The organism is Brenneria corticis, from assembly GCF_003115855.1.
Lineage (GTDB): Bacteria > Pseudomonadota > Gammaproteobacteria > Enterobacterales > Enterobacteriaceae > Brenneria > Brenneria corticis.
Map to the genome: position 1 here is coordinate 184278 of NZ_KZ819074.1, position 22869 is coordinate 207146.

Here is a 22869-nt window from a genome sequence, read left to right on the forward strand (position 1 = left end):
TTTTACCGTGATCAACTTTCCTGATAACCGGGCGCAATAAAGCCCGGCAAAATGGGTCGCCGCCGAGGGTGAAAAAGCTCAGCGGCGCGGCATCGCCGCCATATTGCAAACCTGGCGATGACCGGGAATTTCCCTACCGCACCGCTGCCTTGAAACAAAAATCATTCTCAATTAAAATGTGATGCACATCTTGTTTTTCCCGCTGCCCGCCATTTTCAGGCCATTGACATGTCATCAGTTCGTCTTGATACCGCTGCTGATATCCATCAGCTCTACCGCCAGCACCACGGCTGGTTGCAGGGGCTGCTGCGCAAACGCCTGGGGAATTTGTGTGACGCCGCCGATCTGGCGCAGGACGTTTTTTTACGTCTGCTGCTCAAACCGCGTCAGTTCGACAGCCATGCGGGCGCGCGCGCCTATCTGAGCGTGATGGCGCAGGGAATGTGCGTGGATTTATGGCGCCGGAGGGAAATCGAGCGCGCCTGGCTGAGTTCGCTTGGCGATCTGCCGCAGGACGTCGCCCTGTCGGCGGAGCACAGCAATATCATCCTTGAAACGCTGTATCAGGTTGACGCCATGCTGCGGACGCTGCCGGAAAAGGTGCGCGCCGCCTTTGTGATGGCGCAGATTCAGGGATTGACCTATCGGCAAATCGCCCCACAGCTCGGCGTTTCCGAACGCATGGTGAAAAAATATATGGCGCAGGCCATGCTGCACTGCGTGCTGCTGGAAGCGGAGCTGGAAGGCGGCGCGCCGTTTGAGCGGGCGAACAATGAGCGGTAAACCCGGCTTTAGCGCGCTACAGCAGGCGGCGCAATGGTATGCCCAACTGCTCGATCTCCCCGCCGACGATGAACAGCATCGCCACTGGCAACGCTGGGTGGAGGAGAGCGAGGAGAATCGCCTTGCCTGGGAGTACGTACGGAAAGTCAGCCAGCGTTTTCAGCCTTTGCGCGGCGACACTCGGCAACCCGCCATCAGCGCCCTGCTGCACCAGCCAACCGAAGTCAATCGTCGCGCCGTCCTCAAACTGATGGCTTTCCTGGGCGTCGGTTCGCTTTTATCCTGGGCAACCTATCGCCATACGCCGCTGCGCGGATCGCTGCTGGCGTTAACGGCGGATCACCACAGCGCCACCGGTGAAATCAAACACCTCAGGCTACAGGACGGCACGCAGGTCTGGCTAAATACCGCCAGCGCCATCGACGTACGCTACGACAATCAACGCCGCCGGATCGCGCTGCTGGCGGGCGACGTGCTGATTGACACCGCCCCTGACGTCCGCCCCTTTTTTGTTTCCAGTGCACAGGGGCAAATGCAGGCGCTGGGCACCCGTTTCAGCGTGGAGCAGCGCGAGGAAACCACGCATTTAACCGTCTATCAGGGCGCCGTTGAGGTCACCGCCCGGCATGCGCAGACGCCGCGCCGGGTGGACGCCGGTCAGCAGTTGGATTTTGATCTTCAGGGTCAGGGATCGTTGCTGCCCAGCCAACAAACCGACGCCAGTTGGTCGCAGGGCCTGTTGCAGGCGGACAATATGCCGCTGGGCGAAGTTATCGAGCAACTTTCACGCTACCGCCACGGCTATCTGGCCTGCCAGCCGGATATCGCCGCCCTGCGGGTGATGGGCACTTTCCCGCTGACCGATACGGATAAGGCGCTGGCGATGCTGGAACAGACCTTCCCCATCCGGGTCCAACGGCGTTTTCCCTGGTGGGTGACGGTAGAGAGGAAATAAAAAAAATTATCATTTCGGTTCCCCTTTTGGGCTCGTCCTTCGATTCACAGTAAAAGCACTCTTTTTTCACTCTGGGTCAGAAGGCCAGATCGCTATGTCAATCACACCATTTCTCTCCGGGCGCGGCGCGGGCCGAGCGCCTAAAACCATCGCCGTCGCCATGCGGTTTCTGCTGTGCGGCGCGCCTTTGCTTATCTCTCCCGGCATGGCGCAGGCGGATATTCAGGCAGCGCGCGCCTACGCCATCCCGGCGGGTTCGTTAAGCACTCAGTTAAACCAGTTCTCCGCCCAGTCCGGCGTCTATCTGGTCGGCGACGCCGGCCTGGCAAGCGGCAAAACGGGCGTGACGTTGCAGGGGAATTATGGCGTGGAGGACGGATTCCGCACCCTGTTGACCGGCAGCGGCCTACAGGCGGTGCGGCAGTCTGACGACACCTATATGTTGCAGAAAACGCCGGAGGGCGATGAGATGCTGGTGGTGGCCGCGGTTAACCGTAACGGCATCACCGAAGGCAGCGGTTCCTACACCACCCGCAGTCTGAGCACCGCCACGCAGCTGAATCTGTCGCCGCGCGAAACCCCGCAGTCGGTCAGCGTGGTGACCCGCCAGCGCATGGACGATCAGAATATGACCACGCTGGATGAGGCGATGAGCCAGACCACCGGGGTCAATGTGGTGAATGAAAGTTCCTACCAGGTAAAATTTCAGTCACGCGGTTTTACCATGGATAACGTGCAGGAAGACGGCATCAGTTCGTCGTTCCAGAACAGCGTGAACGGCATGGGATTTTCCGAATCTTCCAGCGAATCCCCCGATTTGGCGATCTACGATCGTGTGGAAATTCTGCGCGGCGCTTCCGGCCTGACGCAGGGCAACGGCGAGCCGGGCGGCACCGTCAACCTGGTGCGTAAAAAACCCACCTATGATTTTCACGCTTCCGGCAGCGTCGGTGCCGGCAGTTGGGATAACTACCGCAATGAAATGGACGTTTCCGGACCGCTGAATGACGACGCCAGCCTGCGCGGCCGCATCGTCGGCGTCTATCAGGATAAACAAAGCTTCGTCGATTACGTCGACAGCGAACGCAAGGTGCTGTTCGGTACGCTGGCCTGGGATATAACGCCCGACACCACGCTTACCGTCGGGATTAACTGGCAGAAAACCGCTACCGTGCCCGATCTCTACGGCTTGCCGCTAGCCACCAACTACGCCAGCCTGAAGCTGCCCCGCTCAACCTTCTTGGGCGCCGGTTGGAACCGCATCACCTATGAAAAAATCAATCCTTTCGCGGAAATCGAACACAACTTCGACAATGACTGGACGCTAAAAAGCGCGCTGAACTATACGCGGTCTAGCGCTGAAGGAAAATTTATCGGCACCTACGGCAGCGCCACCCCGCGGCTGAATAACGCTCTCCAGCGGGAAAACAAGTCCGATCAATGGGGATATAGCCTGAGTCTGAACGGTCCGTTTGAACTGTTGAACCGTAACCATGAGCTGGTGGTCGGCGGCGATTACCAGAAAGAGAACTTCGATAATCTGTTTGGCCGGGTGATGAAAAACGACGCCGTCGATATTTATCGCTGGCAACCCGATTCCCTGCCCGAACCGGACTGGCCGGACTACAGTCGCCGCTACCAGTACAACCTTTACCAACGCGCGCTGTTCGCCACCACCCGGCTGGAACTGGCCGACGACTGGAAGCTGATCCTCGGCAGCCGCTACAGCGCGTTCAGCTACGATATGTACAACACCGACCGAGCCACCGGCAACACCAGCCACGGCAACAGTTACAAGGTGCGCGACAGGCTGACGCCCTACGGCGGACTGCTGTGGGATTTCGCCGAGCATTACACCTGGTACGCCAGCTACAGCGATATCTACAAACCGCAAAGCAGCCTTGACCGCAACGATGCGCTGCTCCCGGCGGTGACCGGCACAAACTATGAAACGGGCGTCAAAGGGGAGTTTTTTGACGGCGATCTGAATGCTTCCGTGGCGCTGTATCGCATTATTCAGGCCAACCGCGCGGTGGCAGACACCAACTGCCCTAACGGCGATTCCTGCTACCGCGCCGCAGGTAAAGTGCGCAGTCAGGGCATCGAACTGGAAGTATCAGGCAAGCTGGCGCAAGGCTGGCAGTTATTTGCCGGATATACGCTGACCAATACCAAGTATCTGGAAGGGAAAGAGAGCGAACGCGGGCAAAACTATAGTCCCTATACCCCGCAGCATATGTTTAAGCTCTACAGCAGTTATAACCTACCGGGCGCGCTGCATCAGTGGACTATCGGCGCCGGGCTGACGGCGCAAACCGATACCGATACCACCTACGACGTCTATCAGGGCGGCTACACGCTGGTTAACGCCAATATCGCTTACCAGTACAGTAAAAATCTGAGCTTTAATCTGGCGGGCAACAATCTGGCCGATAAAACCTATTACCGCACGCTGAATAACCGCAGCATCAACGGTTATAACTTCTACGGCGATCCGCGCAACTTTATGCTGACGGCGAAATATACCTTCTGATTGCCGATGCCGACTCACCGACAGAACGCGGCCCGCCCCTCGAGGACCGCGGGTGTACTAACCTGATGCAAACACTAAAACGCTTTTATCAGCTGATCGCCCCATTCTGGTGTGCCCGCCGCGCGCTCTTATGCTGGCTGTTGCTGCTCGCCGTTATCGCGCTGACGCTGTCGGTGGTCTGGATCAGCGTGCTGTATAACAACTGGAGCAAAGACTTTTACGATGCGCTGGCCGACTATTTTCAGCACGCGTCCATTGCCGCGCTGGCCTGGCGCTATGCGGGCTATACCGCCCTGTTCGTGCTGGCGATCGTCTGCGGCAACTGGCTGAAAAAGCTGCTGATTATCCGCTGCCGCCAGGATATGACGCGGCATTTTGAACGGCTATGGCTGACCCATGGCGCCCACTACCGGCTCAGCCTGCGCGGCGAACCGGACAACCCCGATCAGCGCATCGCCGAGGATATCCGGCTGTTGATTGAACAAAGCCTGGAACTGCTGCTGTCGCTGTTGAAAAACATCGCCCGCTTTTTCTCCTTTATCGTTATCCTGTGGCAGCTGTCCGGCGTGCAAACCTTCAGCATCGGCGGCCACAGCATCACCATTCACGGCTATCTGGTGTGGATCGCGCTGGGTTACGCGCTGATTAACAGCCTTTTCGCCCATCTTCTGGGATATCGGCTGCACGGCCTTAACATCGCCAGGCAGCGCGCCGAGGCGGACTACCGCGCCACGCTGCTGCGGGTGCGCGAGCATAGCGAACAGATCGCGCTTTATCAGGGGGAAGCCGCCGAGCAAACGCGCATGCAGCGGCGCTTCCGGGCGATTGCCGACAACTGGCGCCGCCTGATGGGGCAAGAGTTCCGGCTGGAAAGCTTTATCACCAGCTATTTTCGCCTCAGCCTGATGATCCCGGTGTTCGCCATTCTGCCGGTTTATCTGGCGCGGCAGATCACGCTGGGCGCGGTGATGCAGGCCAGCAGCGCTTTCGGCTACGTGCTGGACGCTTTCGGCTGGTTTATTAATTCCTATCGCCAGCTGGTGGCCTGGTCGGCCACCATCGAGCGACTGTGGGAATTCCAGCACCGCCTGCGGCAGTTGCCGGAGCGGCAAACGCCGCCCCGCGACGGCGATACCCTGCATATCGCGGCGCTCAGCGTACATCGTCCCGACGGCACGCCGTTACTGACGCCGCTAAGCGCCCGTTTGCACGCGGGAGAGTGGGCGCTGCTGTCGGCGGCCAGCGGCGGCGGGAAAACCTCGCTGCTGCGCGCCCTGGCCGGGCTGTGGCCCGCGGCACGGGGGCAATGCAGCTTACCGTCCGGCACGGCGCTGTTTTTGCCGCAAAAGCCCTATCTGCCGGAAGACAGGCTGCGTCAGGTGCTGTGTTATCCGCAGGCGGAGGCGCCGGAGACCGAGTCATTGCGTCTGGCGTTGCAACAGGTGGGACTGACGTCGCTGCTCGACAGGCTGGATGAAACAACCAACTGGAGTCGGGAACTGTCCGGCGGCGAGCAACAGCGGCTGTCGCTGGCGCGGGCGTTGCTGCTGCGCCCCGCGCTGCTGTGTCTGGATGAGGCCACCAGCCAGTTGGATGACGCCGCGGCCCTGCAACTGCTTACGCGGTTACGCCAGGCGCTGCCGCGGACGATCGTACTGGCCGCGAGCCATCAGCCCGCGGTGTGCGCCCGGTTCGAGAAGCGCTTTTGTCTGACGCCCTGCCGCCGGTAGCCGGCCGGCAGGGCTGTGCGGCCGACTTACTCGCTATCGCCCAGCAGAACGGATTCCAGGGCGATTTCGATCATCTCGTTAAACGTGGTCTGGCGTTCTTCGGCGGTGGTTTGTTCGCCGGAGCGGATATGGTCGGAGACGGTGCAGATAGCCAGCGCCTTGGCGCCGAACTCCGCCGCCACGCCGTAAATGCCGGCGGCTTCCATCTCCACGCCCAGAATGCCGTACTTTTCCATCACGTCGAACATTTGCGGGTCCGGCGTATAGAACAGGTCGGCGGAGAAAAGATTGCCGACGCGCACGCTTACGCCGTGGGCTTTGGCGGCATCCACGGCGTTACGCACCATATCGAAATCCGCAATGGCGGCGTAGTCATGGTCTTTAAAGCGCAGGCGGTTTACCTTGGAGTCGGTGCAGGCGCCCATGCCAATCACCACGTCGCGCAGTTTTACGTCGCCGCGCACCGCGCCGCACGAGCCAACGCGGATGATTTTCTTCACGTCGAACTCGGTAATCAGCTCTTTCGCATAGATGGAGCAGGAGGGGATCCCCATGCCGTGGCCCATCACCGAAATCTTGCGGCCTTTATAGGTGCCGGTGAAACCCAACATGCCGCGCACGTTGTTAACTTCGCGGGCATTTTCCAGAAAGGTTTCGGCGATATACTTTGCGCGCAGCGGGTCGCCCGGCATCAGTACCACGTCCGCAAAATCACCCCTTTCCGCATTAATATGTGGCGTAGCCATGCTTTTATTCCTTATTAATCAACATAAAATCACTCGCGCTCCAGCAGGCGCGAGGTTAAAAATACCGGTCGCGCCTGGCGCGACGTAAATTCAGCAATCGTTTGACCCGACCCCACCCCATCCCATCCCTCCCCTTCGCAGGGGAGGGGGAATGTCACTCCTCCCCTGGCAAGGGGGAGGCCGGGAGGGGTCCGCGGTAAGCGTTTTACAATATCGACTTGCCATAATCCATCGCCGATAACCCAAAATACGCCGCCACCGTCTGACCGATATCCGCAAACGTATCGCGGTGCCCGTAGGAGCCGGGTTTCACTTTCGGGCCGTAAATCAGCACCGGCACATTTTCGCGGGTATGGTCGGTGCCGTGCCAGGTCGGGTCGCAGCCGTGGTCGGCGGTGAGGATCAAAATGTCGTCCCCGGTCACCCGCGAAAGCATTTCCGGCAGGCGGCGATCGAACAGCTCCAGCGCGGCGGCGTAGCCCGCCACGTCCCGGCGGTGGCCGTAGGATGAGTCAAAATCGACGAAATTGGTAAATACGATGGTGTTATCCCCCGCTTTGTCCATTTCCTGCAGGGTCGCATCGAAAAGCGCGTCAATTCCCGTGGCCTTCACTTTTTGAGTAATGCCGACCTGCGCGTAAATATCGGCGATCTTGCCCACCGACACCACCTCGCCACCCTGTTCTTCCACCAGCTTTTTCAGGATGGTCGGCGCCGGCGGCTCCACGGCCAGATCGTGCCGGTTGCCGGTGCGCTGGAAGTCGCCGGGCTTATCGCCGACAAACGGACGGGCGATCACCCGGCCGATGTTGTAACCGCCCTCGGTCAACTCTTCGCGGGCGATCTCACAGAGTTCGTAAAGCTTCTCCAGACCGAACGTCTCTTCGTGGCAGGCGATCTGGAATACGGAGTCGGCGGAGGTGTAGAAAATCGGTTTGCCGGTTTTCATATGCTCTTCGCCCAGCTTATCCAGGATCACCGTGCCGGAAGAGTGGCAGTTGCCCAGATAGCCCGGCAGATTGGCGCGTTTCACCAGTTTATCCAGCAGCTCCTGCGGAAAACTGTTTTCTTCATCCTTGAAATAACCCCAGTCGAACAGCACCGGCACCCCGGCGATTTCCCAATGGCCTGACGGGGTATCCTTGCCTGAGGAAATTTCGCTGGCGTACGCGTAGGCGCCGATAATATCCGCCTGCGGATCCAGCCCCGCGGGAAAAGCGCCGGTGGATTCCTCGGCCGCTTTCCCCAGCCCCAAGCGGCTCAGGTTGGGCAAATGCAGCAGCCCTTTGCGCCCCTGGTCGGCCTTGCCCGCCGCGCAGGCCTGGGCGATATGGCCCAGCGTATCCGAGCCCGCATCGCCAAAGCGCTCCGCATCGGCGCTGCTGCCGATGCCAAACGAGTCAAGCACCATAATATAGGCACGTTTCATTATTTCTCTCCTGCGTTGTTACACGCGGCAGGCTGAAAGCCTGCCGGCGTTGGAAAATAGATATCACACCTCGTCCGCGTTCATGCGGCGATAGATAACCGGTGTCGTCGGCGCCGCTTGCTCGCCCACGGCGATCGCCGCGCGCACGTCGTTCGCCGCCTGCCGCCATTGCGCTTCCGTATTGGCGTGGATCACCGCCAGCGGTCGCTGGCCGTCGACGCGCTCTCCCAGGCGAACCACCTCATTCAGCCCCACGCTGTAATCAATGGCGTCGCCGGCCTGGCGGCGTCCGCCCCCCAGCGTCACCACCGCCATGCCCAGCGCCCGGGTATCCATGGCGGTCACAATGCCGTCATGGTCGGCAAAAACGGGCTTGCTTAACGTGGCGGCCGGCAAATAGCGCGCATAATGTTCGACAAAGTCGGCGGGACCGCGCTGCGCCGCCACCATCCGGCCGAACACCTCCGCCGCCTGGCCGTTATCCAGCGCCGTTTGCAGCTGGGCGCGGGCGTCCGCGGCGCTGTCGGCCAACCCGCCGGCCAGCAGCATCTCTTCGCACAGCGCCATCGTCACCTCATTCAGGCGCGGGTTGCGATACTCCCCGGTAAGGAAACGCACCGCCTCGCGCACCTCCAGCGCATTGCCGGCGCTGGAGGCCAGCACCTGATTCATATCGGTCAGCAGCGCGCTGGTACGGCACCCCGCTCGATTGGCGACCCCGACGATCGCCTGCGCCAACTGCTCCGAAAGCGCATAGGTCGGCATAAAGGCGCCGGAACCCACCTTAACATCCATCACCAGCGCATCCAGCCCTTCGGCCAGTTTTTTCGCCAGAATGGAGGCGGTGATCAGCGGTATCGAATCCACCGTGGCGGTAATATCGCGCGTGGCGTAAAAACGCTTATCCGCCGGCGCCAGCGAGCTGGTCTGGCCGATAATCGCCACGCCGACCTGCTGGATGATGCGCCGGAAAGCGGCGTCATCCGGGAAGATATCCAATCCGGGAATGGATTCCAGCTTATCCAGCGTGCCGCCGGTATGCCCCAGCCCGCGCCCGGAGATCATCGGAACGTATCCTCCGCAGGCGGCGACCATCGGCCCCAGCATCAGCGAGGTCACATCCCCCACGCCGCCGGTCGAGTGTTTATCCACCAGCGGCCCGTTCAAGTTCAGGCGCTTCCAGTCAAGCACCGTGCCGGAATCGCGCATCGCCAGCGTCAGGGAAACGCGCTCCGCCATCGACATATCATGGAAGTAGATGGTCATCGCCAGCGCGGCGATTTGCCCTTCCGACACCGTGTTATCACGGATGCCGTTAACAAAGAAACGGATCTCTTCGTCGCTCAAGGGATTACCGTCACGCTTTTTGCGAATGATTTCCTGAATCAGAAACAAAGCATGCTCTCCTGATAAGTGAATAAAAGCACCGGTTATATGTTGCAATCGCCGGCGGCGCGCGCTCAATAACCGCCGTGCCGGCCCGTTGACTGATGGCCCAACGCCGACAGCAGACTGGTTAGCAAACTCGATGCACCGAAGCGGAAATGCCGCGCGTCAACCCACCCTGGCCCCATAATATCATCGGCCAGTTGCAGATAGATTGCCGCCTCTGCGGCGCTGCGCACGCCGCCCGCCGCCTTGAACCCCACGCGTTCGCCCACGCCTTTATCACGAATCGCCCGCAGCATGATTTCCGCGCTGTGCGGCGTGGCGTTGACCGCGACTTTACCGGTGGAGGTCTTGATAAAATCGGCGCCGGCGTCAATGGCGATCTCGCTGGCCTGGCGGATCAGCGCGTCCTGTTGCAATTCGCCGGTTTCAATAATCACTTTCAGCAGCACGTTGGCCGCCTCGCAGACCGTTTTACACGCCCGCACCAGATCAAACCCGATTTGCGCGTCGCCGGCGATCAATGAACGGTAAGGGAAGACCACATCCACTTCGTCCGCGCCGTAGGCGATCGCCGCGTTGGTTTCCGCCAGCGCGATAGCGATGTCGTCGTTGCCGTGGGGAAAATTGGTTACGGTGGCGATACGGATGTCCGGGGTTCCCTGCTCGCGCAGTACCTTGCGCGCCAGCGGAATAAAGCGCGGATAGATACAGATAGCGGCCGTTTTGCCCGCCGGGCTGTTCGCCTGCTGGCACAGCGCCGTCACTTTCTCATCGCTATCGTCATCGTTAAGGGTGGTTAAATCCATCAGCTCCAGCGCGCGTTGCGCCACAGCGGTTAACGTTGTCATACAGCTCTCCAACTGGTCAGCCGGTCCGACCGGCGGGGGATTATGGCTAGGTAGATATTGGCTAACATCATGGGTATTTGACCATGCCGCGCCGGGTTATTTTGCGTTGCTATTCACACTTAATGTAAAAATGATGTAATGGAGTGGGATTATATGTGATCTGGAGCACATATTGCGCTAATTAATGACGATGACTTCAATCCACCGGATAAGCACCGTAAAATGCCGAAACCTGACGCAGCCAAAACGATAATCCAACCATGACCGAACGCCCCGCCGAACCCTGCTGGTATCTGTATATGCTGCGTACGGCAAGCGGCCTGCTCTACACCGGCATTACCACCGATGTGGCGCGCCGTGTGGCTCAGCATCAGGCGGGAAAAGGCGCGAAGGCATTGCGGGGAAAAGGCGCGTTGACGCTGGTGTTTCAGTGCCCGGCGGGCAGCCGCTCAAGCGCGTTAAAGCTGGAGTACCGCATCAAGCAGTTGAGCAAAGGCCAGAAAGAGAGGCTGGTGCGCGACCAGCCTGCGTCGTTATCCGATGGTCTATGCCAGAAAACGATGGAAGGGCTCGGCATACTCCACTAATCCGCTCGCGCCTTCAAAATGGTTATCCGTCAGCGGGTAAACCTGAAATGCCGCGGCGTCTTCCGGCCAGCGGCAGTGCAGCTGTTGCTGCGCGGCGGAAATAAAGCCAAAGCGGGCATAGTAGGCCGGATCGCCGACCACCACCACGGCGGTGTAGCCGAACTCATTCAGCGCGTCCAACCCCTCGTACACCAGCTGCTGACCAATCCCCTGACGGCGCAGGCTTTCTTCCACCGCCAACGGCGCCAGCGCCACCCACTGGCGGTCTTCTCCTTCGATCAGCACCGGGCTGAAGGCGGCGTATCCCACCACCCCGCCCTCGTCATCCGTCGCCACGATCCCCAGCGTCAACTGACCGTCCTCGCGCAGTTGATGAACCAGCTCGGCTTCGGCGTCGGTCGGAAACGAGCGCCGCAACAGGCTGTCGATCCCCGCGGCGTCGACCGGAATTTCAACGCGTACTAACATGAAGCAGGCGCGTGATCGGTAGATTGCACCACGCCCTCCCGTAGCCCCGCCTCGACAAAATCAGCCAGTTGCAGCAGCCCGATGCGCAGCGGCGCGGGCATGGCTTCCAGCTCGATGGCGTCCATCAGGTTTTTTACGTACAGCCCGAGTTCGGTATCGCCCTCGATGCGCAAACGACGCTGGAAAAACAGCGTGTCGGGATCTTCCTTACGCGCCGCGATCAGCACAAGATCGTTGGCATCGGCGCTGAAGCTGACATCCGCCGTTTCCTCATCGCTCACCGCCAGCCGGTTGTCGCGCAGCGTCATAAACCACTGCAGCCCGACATCCCGCACCTCAATCCTCAGCCAGCGACCTTCCAGAAACGCCAGTTCGCCCTCTTCCAGCGCCTGACGAAACTGCCAGCGCAACATTTTCTCCAGAACCTGACGCTGTATGGCAAAAGGAGTGAGCTTTAATGGTTTGCCCAATAAGCCCGGCCCTTGACGCACAATTTGCGCCCGTAGTTTTTCCAACACTGGCGTACTCCTCTTAAAGCAATCCGACGGTTCAGATAATCTGCACTCATTTTGCCACATCGCGCCAAAGCAGCCGAGGTCTATGTCAATAATTTAGCCGGTTCTTCACCGCTGCCGACAGCGCGGATGCAAGGCTTAGCCGTTCATTACACGATTAGCTGGTTTAAATCAAAGTCCTGCGCTGACAGCTTAATTAAGATCATCTATTGTTAAAAATATTTATCGACTGATAAAAATTTCATTGATCCACCAACATCATTGATCGCCTCGGCGCGTTCGAGTGCTTTGATTAATGAAGGAAAGTGTATGGAACTGCTTTGCCCCGCCGGAAACCTTCCGGCACTAAAAGCCGCTATCGACAATGGCGCGGACGCGGTCTATATCGGCCTGAAAGACGACACCAACGCCCGCCACTTCGCCGGACTCAACTTTACCGACAAGAAACTGCAGGAAGCGCGCGACTACGTGCACCGTCACCGGCGCAAACTGCATATCGCCATCAATACTTTTGCCCACCCGGACGGTTACCAGCGCTGGGAGCGCGCCGTGGATATGGCGGCGCAAACCGGCGCGGACGCGCTGATCCTGGCCGACCTGGCGATGCTGGAATACGCCGCGCGTCGCTACCCCGAGATTGAACGCCACGTCTCGGTGCAGGCTTCCGCCACCAATACCGAGGCGATTCATTTTTACCAGCGCCACTTCGACGTCTCGCGTATCGTGCTGCCCCGGGTGCTTTCCATCCATCAGGTAAAACAGCTGGCGCGCACCAGCCCGGTTCCGCTGGAAGTGTTTGCTTTCGGCAGCCTGTGCATTATGGCGGAAGGGCGCTGCTATCTTTCCTCTTACCTGACCGGCGAGTCGCCGAATACGGTGGGCGCCTGCTCGCCGGCGCGCTTTGTGCGCTGGCAGCAAACCGCGCGCGGGATGGAGTCGCGCCTCAATAACGTGCTGATCGACCGCTATCAGGATGATGAAAACGCCGGCTACCCGACGCTATGCAAGGGACGCTATCTGGTGGACGGGCAGCGCTATCACGTGCTCGAAGAGCCCACCAGCCTGAATACGCTGGAACTGCTGCCCGAACTGCTGGCGGCCAATATCGCGTCGGTAAAAATAGAGGGACGCCAGCGCAGTCCCGCCTATGTCAGCCAGATCACCCGCGTCTGGCGGCAGGCGATTGACCGCTGCGTCGCCGACCCCGCCGCATTCAGCCCGACGCAGGAGTGGATGGATACCCTCGGCGCCGTGGCGGAAGGCACGCAAACCACGCTGGGCGCCTATCACCGCAAATGGCAGTAGCAGGAGACAAGATGAAATATGCACTGGGCGCCATCCTCTACTACTGGCCCAAAGACGATATCGCCGCGTTCTATCAGGCCGCGGCGCACAGCGGCGCGGACATTATCTATCTTGGCGAAACCGTTTGCAGCAAGCGGCGGGCGATGAAAGTCGCCGACTGGCTCGACCTCGCCCGGCAACTCGCCGCCAGCGGCAAACAGGTGGTCATTTCCACGCTGGCGCTGCTCCAGGCGCCGTCGGAGCTGAACGAGCTGAAACGCTACGTGGAAAACGGCGACTTCCTGCTGGAAGCGAACGATCTCGGCGCCGTCAATATGGCGGCCGATCGCCATCTGCCGTTCGTCGCCGGACACGCCCTCAATTGCTATAACGCCTACACCCTGCGCCTGCTGCGCAAACAGGGCATGGTGCGCTGGTGTATGCCGGTCGAGCTCTCCCGCGACTGGCTGCAAAACCTGCTGAACCAGTGCGACGAGTTGGGATTCCGCAACCAGTTTGAGGTTGAAGTGCTGAGCTACGGCCATCTGCCGCTGGCGTATTCCGCCCGCTGCTTTACCGCCCGTTCGGAAAACCGCGCCAAGGATGAGTGCGAAACCTGCTGCATCCATTACCCGCAGGGGCGCAAGGTGCTGTCTCAGGAAAATCAGCAGGTGTTCGTGCTCAACGGCATCCAGACGCAGAGCGGCTACTGCTATAACCTGGGCAACGAACTCTCCGGCATGGCCGGTCTGGTGGATATCGTGCGTCTGTCGCCGCAGGGGATGGAGACGCTGGCGATGGTCGACGCCTTCCGCGCCAACGAAAACGGCCAGGCGCCGCTGGCGCTGGAGCAAAGCGCCGACTGCAACGGCTACTGGCGTCGGGTCGCCGGGCTGGAACTGGTGCCGTAAGGTTCGGGCCGGCGCGCGGGCCGGCCCAATTCAGGTGCGCCGGCTGTTACGCCGGCGCCGTCGCGCTGCCCGCTCGGCCGGTTGATAACGGTAAATTCCGCTGCGGGGTGTCAAATTGCGCCAAACGGCGCAATACTCAAACCTATCTGGAACCTGATAAAGTGAGTCTTTGCCATGTCCGTTGATCTTCAGTCCGTCCCCTTTTCTGTTCTGGATCTGGCGCCGATACCGGTCGGGCTTGCGGCGCGTGATGCCTTCAGCCACTCGCTGGATTTGGCGCAGCATGCTGAACGCTGGGGCTACCACCGCTACTGGCTGGCGGAACACCACAATATGACCGGTATCGCCAGCGCCGCCACCTCGGTGCTGATTGGCTATCTGGCGTCGGGCACGCAGCGTATCCGCCTCGGCTCCGGCGGCGTGATGCTGCCGAATCACTCCCCTCTGGTGATTGCCGAACAGTTCGGCACGCTGGAGTCGCTCTATCCCGGCCGCATCGACCTCGGGATCGGCCGGGCGCCGGGCACCGATCAGAGGACTATGATGGCGCTGCGGCGGCACCTGAACGCCGAAATCGACGATTTCCCCAAAGACGTACGGGAACTGCAACGCTACTTCGCCGACGTGCAGCCGGGACAGGCGGTGCAGGCCGTGCCCGGCCAGGGGTTAGGGGTTCCCGTCTGGCTGCTGGGTTCAAGTTTATACAGCGCGCAGCTGGCCGCCTCTTTAGGGGTGCCTTTCGCCTTTGCCGCCCACTTCGCTCCCGATATGCTGCTGCAGGCGCTACAGGTTTATCGTGAAACCTTTCAACCTTCGGCCGCGCACGCCAAACCCTATGCCATGGTGTGCGTTAACGTGGTCGCCGCCGACAGCGACCGCGACGCCCGTTTCCTGTTTACCTCGATGCAGCAGCAGTTCATCAACCTGCGCCGCGGCACGCCCGGCCCGCTGCCCGCGCCGGTGGAAGATATGGATGCGTTCTGGTCCCCGGCGGAGCAGTTCGGCGTGGAGCAAACATTACGCCTGTCGATCGTCGGCGATCGGGCGAAAGTCCGCCATGGTTTGCAGAGTTTGCTGCGCGAAACGCAGGCGGATGAAGTGATGCTAAACGGCCAGATTTTCGACCATCAGGCGCGCCTGCGATCGTTCGAGATCGCCATCGGCGTTCGGCAGGATGGGCCGCTATAGCCTGGAGGAAAGGGATGCGTTAACGCATCCCTCAAACGCCGCGGCGATTATTGCGCGCCCGCGGCTACGGTCGGCAGATCGTCAAACGAGCGCAGCGCCTTTTTGTCGTAAGGATTGCCAATCCAGCGTACGTCCGGTTTGAAAGCGGGATTGACCAGACTTTTCGCCGGTTCATAAAAGTCATAACTCAGCCCCGCCAAATCAGACCAGGTATGAATCAGATAGGCGTTGCTGTACTTGCGGTCGACATAAGGCGCATAGTCGGCGGCGTGGTTTTTTTGCCACTCCGGCGACATCCACAGCAGAAAAGGAATGGTGTACATCGCCCGGGTCGGCGCGGCTTCGTTGCGGCCCAGCACGTTGTGCGGCGGCGTTTCATAAACATCTTCGCCGTGGTCGGAAAAATAGAGCAGAAAACCATTCGGCCGATGTTTCGCGAAGGTGTTGATCAGGCTATCGACGATACAGTCGTTGTATAGCTCCGCATTGTCATACTGGTTAAAGACTTCGGCCTGCGTATCGCTCAGCGCTGTCGGCAAACCGGCGCGCTCGTGGAACCGGTCGAACGCCGGCGGATAGCGATATTTATAGTTCATATGCGTTCCCAATAGGTGAACGATAATGAATTTCTTCGGCGCCGGATCGGCCATGACTTCCTCAAACGGCGGCAAAACCACATCATCGTACTGCCGGGCGCTCTGGGTGCGCTGGTTGTTGAGATAATACTGCTTGTCCGTCTGCTGTGAAAAAACCGTCAGCATGGTGTTGCGTTTGGTCATCGTCTGTTGGTTGGTGATCCAGAACGTTTTATACCCCGCCTGCTTCATCAGATTCATCAGCGAGGGTTTGCTCAGGTAGAGATCCGGATTTTGTTCATCCGCAAAGGTCAGCGCCTGTTGCAGAATTTCAATGGTGTAAGGGCGCGACGTAACCACATCCTTAAATACCACCAGGTTCGGATCCACCTTGCTTAAGGCATCCAGGCGCGGCGCGGTGGGGCGCGGATAGCCATACAGACTCATACGGCTGCGGGTGGTGGATTCGCCGATAACCAGCACCAGCGTGCGCGGCGTATCGCCGTTGGCGTCTTTAAGGTTTTTCAGCGGCGGCAGCGCCGCATTTTGCTGCAACATCGCTTCCATGCCGTTCAGTTGCTGACGGTATTCCAGATAGCTGCTCAAAAATTGCCAGGGCGCCGTGGTTCCCATCCGTCCGGCCAGATAGCCGACGGTATCTTCCAGCGACAGTTTATTCACCGCCATTTTCTTATAGGCCGGCGCGCCGAAAAGCACGGCGATGATAATTAAAGAGACGCCCGCCTTATATTTGCGCGGCAAATAAACCGGGCGCACTCTTGTCCACAGAAAAAAGGCTATCGCGGTATAAGCCAGCAATATGCCAACCACTTTCAGGCTGAAATACTGGCTCAGATATTCGCCGGCTTCCGTCGTATTTGACTCAAACATCACAAACAGAACGCTTTGCGAAAACTCTTGCTTATAAATCGTATAATAACCGAGCGCAACCACTGAAGAGGCCCACAGCACAATACCCAATACTGCGGTAATTAGCCGGGTTTGACGCGGAAAGAAGAAGACGGGAACCAACCAGAGCAAGCTGAAGAGCAAAGCGTCTCTTAATCCATTAAATCCGCTGTGGCCGGTCAATAAAATCAACAGTTGCAACGCGCAGGAAAAGTACCAGAAAAAGAGTAAAAGCCATCCCAGCCTTCGCCATTGAAAGCGTTTCTCGTTTATAACATCAGACATTTATTCTATTCCAAATAGATAATTTAATAAAAATGTCAAAAGGTATCGATGTGTAAATCTTTCAGAAAATATTATTTTTATAAAGGCGCGACATCCATCGTCTGCTTATTATTAAGCAATGGTGCGCAACATCATTTAACAACCGAGTATTGGAAAGAGACGAGCGCGTTTTCGGTGAGGCGGTAATATCCGCAAAAAAAAACGGTCCCCAGGAGGACCGTCTTTGTTTTTATAGCAAAAAATATCAGGCGATTAAATATCTACCGCAAAGATATTTTATTTCCTGGTGTAACACGGCCTTAAACGTCAGCCGGACGACGGCGCGGAGCGCGCGGCGCGGCATCGCGGTTGAAGGTGCGTTCACGACGCTCGCCGCCGTTCCCTTCGCGGCGTTCGCCGTTACTGTAGGAACGACGAGGCGCGGCGCTCGCGGGACGGCCGGCACGACGTTCGCCGCCGTTGCCGCGCTCATGCGGCTGGGCATCGCCCAGTAGCTGCATGTTCAACGGTTTGTTCAGAATACGGGTACGGGTAAAGTGAGATAACAGGTCACCCGGCATCCCTTTCGGCAGCTCAATCGTCGAGTGGGAGGCAAACAGCTTGATGTTGCCGATATAGCGGCTGCTGATATCGCCTTCGTTGGCAATCGCTCCCACGATGTGGCGAACTTCCACACCGTCATCACGGCCCACTTCAATACGATACAGTTCCATATCGCCCACATCGCGACGTTCACGGCGCGGCGGACGATCGCCATCGCGGCTTTCGCGCGGCTCGCGACGGCGGTCGCCGCGCGCATCGTCACGATCGCGGAATTCACGACGCGGACGACGATCGAATACCGGATCCGGCGGCAGAATCAGCGGACGTTCGCCCTGCGCCATTTTCAGCAACGCCGCGGCCAGGGTTTCGATATCCAGCTCTTCCTGCGGCTGCAGTTTAGCCAGCAGCGCGCGGTACATATCCAGATCGCTGCTTTCCAGCTGTTGCTGCACCTTGGCGGCAAACTTCGCCAGACGGCGCTGTCCCAGCAGTTCGGCATTCGGCAGTTCAACTTCCGGAATGGTCAGCTTCATGGTGCGTTCAATGTTGCGCAGCAAACGGCGTTCGCGGTTTTCCACGAACAGCAGCGCGCGACCGGCGCGGCCGGCGCGGCCGGTACGACCGATACGGTGGACGTAAGACTCGGAATCCATCGGAATGTCGTAGTTGACCACCAGGCTGATGCGCTCGACGTCCAGACCGCGGGCGGCCACGTCGGTGGCAATCAGAATATCCAGACGGCCGTCTTTCAGACGTTCCAGCGTCTGCTCGCGCAGCGCCTGATTCATATCGCCGTTTAGCGCGGCGCTGTTATAGCCGCTGCGCTCCAGCGCTTCGGCCACTTCCAGCGTGGCGTTTTTGGTGCGCACGAAAATAATCGCCGCGTCAAAATCCTCGGATTCCAGGAAGCGAACCAGCGCCTCATTTTTACGCATGCCGGAAACCGTCCAGTAGCTCTGGCTGATATCCGGACGGGTGGTGATGCTGGACTGAATGCGCACTTCCTGCGGATCTTTCATAAAGCGACGCGTAATACGGCGGATCGCTTCCGGCATCGTCGCGGAGAACAGCGCGGTCTGATGTTCCGCCGGGATCTGGGCCATGATGTTTTCCACATCGTCAATAAAGCCCATACGCAGCATTTCATCGGCTTCATCCAGCACCAGGCCGCTCAGGTTGGACAAATTCAGCGTGCCGCGCTTCAGGTGATCCAGCAGACGTCCCGGCGTACCGACCACGATCTGCGCGCCGCCGCGCAGCGCGCGCAGCTGTACGTCGTAACGCTGGCCGCCGTACAGGGCCACCACGCTCACGCCGTGCATATGTTTGGCGAAATCATTACAGGCTTCGGCGACCTGCACCGCCAGTTCGCGGGTCGGCGCCAGCACCAGCATCTGCGGCGCTTTCAGCTCGGGTTTGAGATTGTTGAGCAGCGGCAGCGCAAACGCCGCGGTTTTACCGCTGCCGGTCTGCGCCATACCCAGCACATCGCGACCGCTCAGCAGGTGAGGAATACATTCCGCCTGAATTGGCGATGGTTTTTCGTAGCCCAGATCGGTAAGGGCATTAATGATTGGAGCAGACAGCCCCAACTCAGCAAAAGTGGTTTCAAACTCAGTCATGTACACGTGCCTCATAAATGGCGGCCAGTCTACATAACTCGTCGAGAAAATTTTCAGTCATTTTCATTGAAAAGTGTGAACCGGCTCAAATTGGATTAAAAAGCGAACAAAAAAGCCCTCACCCATAACAGGTGACAACCGAAGTTTTTCAGGCTGAAATAGTTGTTCGTCAGCTATTGCTGGTCCGATCCTGATAGGTCGTCTTGCTCTTGGCCTAATAGCGCCAATTCCAACAATGCATAGCGGTGCTCAACAAAATTATGGACATTGTTGGCAACCGTCAGCTTGAACAGCGCCGAAGCGGTGTTCTTGTCCCCCAGACTTAGGTAGTGCTTACCTAAATAGAAGTCAGTTTCACTGAGATGCTCAGCGAGCGAAGTGTTATCCGTTGCTTCTTCCTGCAAACGCGCCATCAGCACTTTTTCGCTGATTGCGTTCAGGTAGAATTCGACAATATTCCATCCCCACGGTCCTCTCTGCGCCTCGTCATAGCGTTTCTGCAACGCTAATTCGGCCGTCTGCGGATTGATTTCTCGCTCCACCAGATACAGCCACAACGAACGGAAAGGATCATTTGGATCGTCTCGATAAAACGCCAGCAGATCATCCTGCGCTAACAGGTAACGACCGCCATAGTACAAAGCGATGCCCCGGTTTAAACGCGCGTAATTGTAAGTTGGATCAAGCTCTAGTACAGAATCAAACGCTTCATAGGCAGCATCAAAATTGCCTGCCTGCGTTAAATAGATACCCAGATAGTTAAAAACCTCTGGAATATCAGGGCGAATCGCCAACGCTTGTGAAAAATCATTTCGCGCCAACGCCCTCAACCCGAGGCTATCATACAGCACTCCGCGCTCATATAATAGCTGTGCTCGCTCATCATCGGTTAATGCCCGACTGGCAAGGATCTGTTCCATGCGCGCCAGGATTACTTCCTGCTGCAAAGTAGGCTGTAACGGAACCGCCAATACCGCGTCTTTACGCCAATCCGTGTTGCTGCATCCTGCCAGCATGAGTGCTGTCGCAACATAACACCAGCGCAAGAAAGGCTTCATTTCCCACTCCCGAAGACAAACATTGGATGAACATCCTGTCCCGGTCAGCTCAATATAAGGATATCCGATCCTTACGATCACGGCTCCTTACATTGTAAGGAGCCGTACTGCTTTTAACAGTTATTCACCCTCAGAAGGCGCTACGGCCGCTTCCTGAGGTTGAGCATTTGCTTCTTTGATGCTTAAACGCACGCGTCCCTGACGGTCGACTTCCAGTACCTTGACCGGCACTTCCTGACCCATTTGCAGGTAGTCGGTCACTTTCTCAACGCGCTTGTCGGCGATCTGAGAAATATGCACCAGGCCTTCCTTGCCGCCGCCGATGGCGACAAAAGCGCCGAAGTCGACGATGCGCGTCACTTTACCCTGATAGATGCGGCCCACTTCGATTTCAGCGGTGATCTCTTCGATACGGCGAATCGCGTGTTTGGCTTTTTCACCGTCGGTGGAGGCAATCTTCACCGTACCGTCGTCTTCAATCTCAATGGTGGTGCCGGTTTCCTCGGTCAGCGCACGGATAACCGAACCGCCTTTACCAATCACATCCTTGATCTTGTCGGTGCTGATCTTGATGGTATGGATACGCGGCGCGAATTCGGAAATATCGCCGCGCGGCGTGCTGATCGCCTGTTCCATCACGCCCAGAATGTGCAGACGGGCGCCTTTGGCCTGGTTCAAGGCAACCTGCATGATTTCGCGGGTAATGCCTTCGATTTTGATATCCATCTGCAACGCGGTGATGCCTTCGCGGCTGCCGGCCACTTTGAAGTCCATATCGCCCAGGTGATCTTCATCGCCCAGAATATCGGACAGCACGACAAAGTTGTCGCCTTCTTTCACCAGCCCCATCGCAATGCCGGCGACGGCCGCTTTAATCGGCACGCCCGCATCCATCAGCGCCAGGGAAGCGCCGCAGACCGAGGCCATGGAAGAAGAGCCGTTGGATTCGGTAATTTCGGAAACCACGCGCACGGTGTACGGGAATTCGTTGGCTTTCGGCATCACCGCCAGCACGCCGCGTTTCGCCAGACGGCCGTGGCCGATTTCACGGCGCTTCGGCGAACCCACCATACCGGTTTCGCCAACGGAGTACGGAGGGAAGTTATAGTGCAGCAGGAAGCGATCGGTACGTTCGCCGGTCAGTTCGTCGATGTTCTGCGCGTCGCGCTCGGTACCCAGCGTGGCGGTAACCAGCGCCTGAGTTTCCCCGCGGGTGAACAGCGCGGAGCCGTGGGTACGCGGCAATACGCCGGTGCGCACGTCCAGACCGCGGATCATGTCTTTTTCGCGACCATCGATACGCGGCTCGCCGCGCAGCACGCGGCTGCGAACCACGTTTTTCTCTACGCTGCCCAGGATGTCCTGGATTTCGCCGGCGTCCAGCGTTTCATCTTCCGCCAATAGCGCCGCGGCAACGTCAGCCTTGATGGCATCAACCTGCGCGTAGCGTTCCTGTTTTTCGGTGATACGGTACGCATCGCCCAGGCGCGCTTCGGACAGGGCTTCCACACGCTGCTGCAGGGAAGCGTTCACTTCCTGCGCGTGCCATTCCCACTTCGGTTTACCGGCTTCGGCAACCAGCGCATTGATGTTTTCGATAACAACCTGCTGTTGCTCATGGCCGAAGACCACGGCGCCCAGCATTTGCTCTTCGCTTAACAGGTCCGCTTCGGATTCCACCATCAATACCGCGCCTTCGGTACCGGCGACCACCAGATCCAGACGGCTCTCTTTCAGTTCGTCAGTGGTCGGGTTCAGCACGTACTGATCGTTCAGGTAACCGACGCGCGCCGCGCCGATCGGCCCGCCGAACGGGATGCCGGACAGGCTCAGCGCGGCGGAGGCGCCGATCAGCGCCACGATATCGGGGCTAACCTGCGGGTTAACGGAAACCACGGTGGCGATAACCTGAACTTCATTCAGGAAGCCTTCCGGGAACAGCGGGCGAATAGGACGGTCGATCAGGCGGGAAATCAGCGTTTCGCCTTCGCTCGGACGGCCTTCGCGACGGAAGAAGCCGCCCGGAATACGTCCGGCGGCGTAGGTGCGTTCCTGGTAGTTAACGGTCAGCGGGAAAAATCCCTGACCGGGTTTGGCCTGTTTGGCGCCGACGACGGTAACAAATACCGCGGTATCATCGATGCTGGCCATAACGGCAGCGGTGGCCTGGCGAGCCATCATACCGGTTTCTAAAGTGACGGTATGCTGACCATATTGAAATTTACGAACGATCGGGTTCAACAAAATAATATCCTTAACTTGGGCGCGTCACGCGTATTCAGCATAGACGCGTCAATAAATCTCCGATCTTTGCACTACATCCTCACGACTAATGACAACCTTTACCCTGCCTATGCAGATAAAGCCTCTCATTAGCCGCGCGAACCTCTGCAATGAAAGATCATAATTAAAACAACACTATACCCGTCATACTTCAAGCTGCAGGTGCGTTGGCTGCATTACTTGGCCCATCCGTGGGCCTCGCCCCGTTGAGGCCGCTGCAAGCAG

At 58.6% G+C, this 22869-nt stretch carries 19 protein-coding genes; 8 read left to right on the forward strand and 11 right to left on the reverse strand.

All coding sequences use genetic code 11. The annotated features are described in order from the left end of the window. The first annotated feature begins 228 nt into the window (after positions 1 to 228). From DDT56_RS05945 to DDT56_RS05960, 4 genes are all read left to right on the forward strand, one after another. On the forward strand, positions 229 to 783 hold the full coding sequence (locus tag DDT56_RS05945; protein WP_136165564.1) for a sigma-70 family RNA polymerase sigma factor: 555 nt from the start codon (positions 229 to 231) through the stop codon (positions 781 to 783). Beyond that, positions 773 to 1738 (forward strand): FecR domain-containing protein, encoded by a 966-nt coding sequence (locus DDT56_RS05950; RefSeq protein WP_136165565.1) that lies wholly within the window; start codon positions 773 to 775, stop codon positions 1736 to 1738. The genes DDT56_RS05945 and DDT56_RS05950 overlap by 11 nt, the downstream gene beginning before the upstream one ends. Before the next feature lie 94 nt (positions 1739 to 1832). Then, positions 1833 to 4271 (forward strand): TonB-dependent siderophore receptor, encoded by a 2439-nt coding sequence (locus tag DDT56_RS05955; protein ID WP_136165566.1) that lies wholly within the window; start codon positions 1833 to 1835, stop codon positions 4269 to 4271. 65 nt (positions 4272 to 4336) lie between these two features. After that, positions 4337 to 6001 (forward strand): ABC transporter ATP-binding protein/permease, encoded by a 1665-nt coding sequence (locus DDT56_RS05960; RefSeq protein ID WP_136165567.1) that lies wholly within the window; start codon positions 4337 to 4339, stop codon positions 5999 to 6001. 26 nt (positions 6002 to 6027) lie between these two features. Here DDT56_RS05960 and deoD read toward each other — a convergent pair whose 3' ends face one another. From deoD to deoC, 4 genes are all read right to left on the reverse strand, one after another. After that, on the reverse strand, positions 6028 to 6747 hold the full coding sequence (deoD, locus tag DDT56_RS05965) for a purine-nucleoside phosphorylase (protein ID WP_136165568.1): 720 nt from the start codon (positions 6745 to 6747) through the stop codon (positions 6028 to 6030). A 205-nt stretch (positions 6748 to 6952) separates the two neighbouring features. Beyond that, on the reverse strand, positions 6953 to 8176 hold the full coding sequence (gene deoB / locus DDT56_RS05970; protein ID WP_136165569.1) for a phosphopentomutase: 1224 nt from the start codon (positions 8174 to 8176) through the stop codon (positions 6953 to 6955). Between the two features lie 63 nt (positions 8177 to 8239). Next, positions 8240 to 9571: a thymidine phosphorylase gene (gene deoA, locus DDT56_RS05975; protein WP_136165570.1), complete on the reverse strand. Its 1332-nt coding sequence runs from the start codon at positions 9569 to 9571 to the stop codon at positions 8240 to 8242. 65 nt (positions 9572 to 9636) lie between these two features. Then, positions 9637 to 10416: a deoxyribose-phosphate aldolase gene (deoC, locus tag DDT56_RS05980; RefSeq protein ID WP_136165571.1), complete on the reverse strand. Its 780-nt coding sequence runs from the start codon at positions 10414 to 10416 to the stop codon at positions 9637 to 9639. Positions 10417 to 10676: 260 nt separating this feature from the next. Here deoC and DDT56_RS05985 point away from each other — a divergent pair, with 260 nt between their 5' ends. Beyond that, positions 10677 to 11003 carry a GIY-YIG nuclease family protein gene (locus tag DDT56_RS05985; RefSeq protein ID WP_136165572.1) on the forward strand — a complete coding sequence of 109 codons (327 nt, stop codon included), beginning with the start codon at positions 10677 to 10679 and terminating at the stop codon, positions 11001 to 11003. Here DDT56_RS05985 and DDT56_RS05990 read toward each other — a convergent pair. Both DDT56_RS05990 and ubiT read right to left on the reverse strand, forming a co-directional pair. Beyond that, positions 10962 to 11471, reverse strand: coding sequence for a GNAT family N-acetyltransferase (locus tag DDT56_RS05990; RefSeq protein WP_136165573.1), 510 nt, complete (start codon positions 11469 to 11471; stop codon positions 10962 to 10964). The two genes, DDT56_RS05985 and DDT56_RS05990, sit on opposite strands and share 42 nt — an antisense overlap. After that, positions 11465 to 11989 (reverse strand): ubiquinone anaerobic biosynthesis accessory factor UbiT, encoded by a 525-nt coding sequence (gene ubiT / locus DDT56_RS05995; protein ID WP_136165574.1) that lies wholly within the window; start codon positions 11987 to 11989, stop codon positions 11465 to 11467. The genes DDT56_RS05990 and ubiT overlap by 7 nt, the downstream gene beginning before the upstream one ends. Before the next feature lie 306 nt (positions 11990 to 12295). Here ubiT and ubiU point away from each other — a divergent pair, with 306 nt between their 5' ends. The 3 genes from ubiU (at position 12296) to DDT56_RS06010 (ending at position 15369) form a co-directional block, all read left to right on the forward strand. Further along, positions 12296 to 13291: a ubiquinone anaerobic biosynthesis protein UbiU gene (gene ubiU / locus DDT56_RS06000; RefSeq protein WP_009114431.1), complete on the forward strand. Its 996-nt coding sequence runs from the start codon at positions 12296 to 12298 to the stop codon at positions 13289 to 13291. A gap of 11 nt (positions 13292 to 13302) precedes the next feature. After that, entirely contained in the window at positions 13303 to 14181 is an 879-nt protein-coding gene (locus tag DDT56_RS06005) for a U32 family peptidase (RefSeq protein WP_136165575.1), read from the forward strand. Positions 14182 to 14355: 174 nt separating this feature from the next. After that, positions 14356 to 15369, forward strand: a complete 1014-nt coding sequence (locus tag DDT56_RS06010) for a luciferase-like monooxygenase (protein WP_136165576.1) — start codon at positions 14356 to 14358, stop codon at positions 15367 to 15369. Positions 15370 to 15416: 47 nt separating this feature from the next. Here DDT56_RS06010 and cptA read toward each other — a convergent pair whose 3' ends face one another. The 5 genes from cptA to pnp all read right to left on the reverse strand — a co-directional run bounded on the left by cptA (position 15417) and on the right by pnp (position 22605). Then, positions 15417 to 17138, reverse strand: a complete 1722-nt coding sequence (gene cptA / locus DDT56_RS06015; protein ID WP_136165577.1) for a phosphoethanolamine transferase CptA — start codon at positions 17136 to 17138, stop codon at positions 15417 to 15419. Positions 17139 to 17437: 299 nt separating this feature from the next. Beyond that, positions 17438 to 19303, reverse strand: a complete 1866-nt coding sequence (locus tag DDT56_RS06020) for a DEAD/DEAH family ATP-dependent RNA helicase (protein ID WP_136165578.1) — start codon at positions 19301 to 19303, stop codon at positions 17438 to 17440. Continuing rightward, on the reverse strand, positions 19296 to 19370 hold the full coding sequence (gene yrbN / locus DDT56_RS25165; RefSeq protein WP_099049240.1) for a protein YrbN: 75 nt from the start codon (positions 19368 to 19370) through the stop codon (positions 19296 to 19298). The genes DDT56_RS06020 and yrbN overlap by 8 nt, the downstream gene beginning before the upstream one ends. A gap of 106 nt (positions 19371 to 19476) precedes the next feature. Continuing rightward, the gene (nlpI, locus tag DDT56_RS06030) at positions 19477 to 20361 is read right to left on the reverse strand and encodes a lipoprotein NlpI (protein WP_136165579.1); all 885 of its coding nucleotides are present in this window, start codon (positions 20359 to 20361) and stop codon (positions 19477 to 19479) included. A 120-nt stretch (positions 20362 to 20481) separates the two neighbouring features. Continuing rightward, entirely contained in the window at positions 20482 to 22605 is a 2124-nt protein-coding gene (gene pnp, locus DDT56_RS06035; protein ID WP_136165580.1) for a polyribonucleotide nucleotidyltransferase, read from the reverse strand. Positions 22606 to 22869 lie beyond the last annotated feature (264 nt).

Bases quoted from the DNA above. Each gene is read 5' to 3' on its own strand.
- DDT56_RS06005 (WP_136165575.1), top strand. From the start codon at position 13,303: ATGAAATATGCACTGGGCGCCATCCTCTACTACTGGCCCAAAGACGAT.
- deoD (WP_136165568.1), bottom strand. From the start codon at position 6,747: ATGGCTACGCCACATATTAATGCGGAAAGGGGTGATTTTGCGGACGTG.
- cptA (WP_136165577.1), bottom strand. From the start codon at position 17,138: ATGTCTGATGTTATAAACGAGAAACGCTTTCAATGGCGAAGGCTGGGA.
- ubiU (WP_009114431.1), top strand. From the start codon at position 12,296: ATGGAACTGCTTTGCCCCGCCGGAAACCTTCCGGCACTAAAAGCCGCT.
- deoB (WP_136165569.1), bottom strand. From the start codon at position 8,176: ATGAAACGTGCCTATATTATGGTGCTTGACTCGTTTGGCATCGGCAGC.
- DDT56_RS05985 (WP_136165572.1), top strand. From the start codon at position 10,677: ATGACCGAACGCCCCGCCGAACCCTGCTGGTATCTGTATATGCTGCGT.
- DDT56_RS05950 (WP_136165565.1), top strand. From the start codon at position 773: ATGAGCGGTAAACCCGGCTTTAGCGCGCTACAGCAGGCGGCGCAATGG.
- DDT56_RS05945 (WP_136165564.1), top strand. From the start codon at position 229: ATGTCATCAGTTCGTCTTGATACCGCTGCTGATATCCATCAGCTCTAC.
- deoC (WP_136165571.1), bottom strand. From the start codon at position 10,416: ATGACAACGTTAACCGCTGTGGCGCAACGCGCGCTGGAGCTGATGGAT.
- nlpI (WP_136165579.1), bottom strand. From the start codon at position 20,361: ATGAAGCCTTTCTTGCGCTGGTGTTATGTTGCGACAGCACTCATGCTG.
- DDT56_RS05990 (WP_136165573.1), bottom strand. From the start codon at position 11,471: ATGTTAGTACGCGTTGAAATTCCGGTCGACGCCGCGGGGATCGACAGC.
- DDT56_RS06020 (WP_136165578.1), bottom strand. From the start codon at position 19,303: ATGACTGAGTTTGAAACCACTTTTGCTGAGTTGGGGCTGTCTGCTCCA.
- DDT56_RS06010 (WP_136165576.1), top strand. From the start codon at position 14,356: ATGTCCGTTGATCTTCAGTCCGTCCCCTTTTCTGTTCTGGATCTGGCG.
- DDT56_RS05960 (WP_136165567.1), top strand. From the start codon at position 4,337: ATGCAAACACTAAAACGCTTTTATCAGCTGATCGCCCCATTCTGGTGT.
- DDT56_RS05955 (WP_136165566.1), top strand. From the start codon at position 1,833: ATGTCAATCACACCATTTCTCTCCGGGCGCGGCGCGGGCCGAGCGCCT.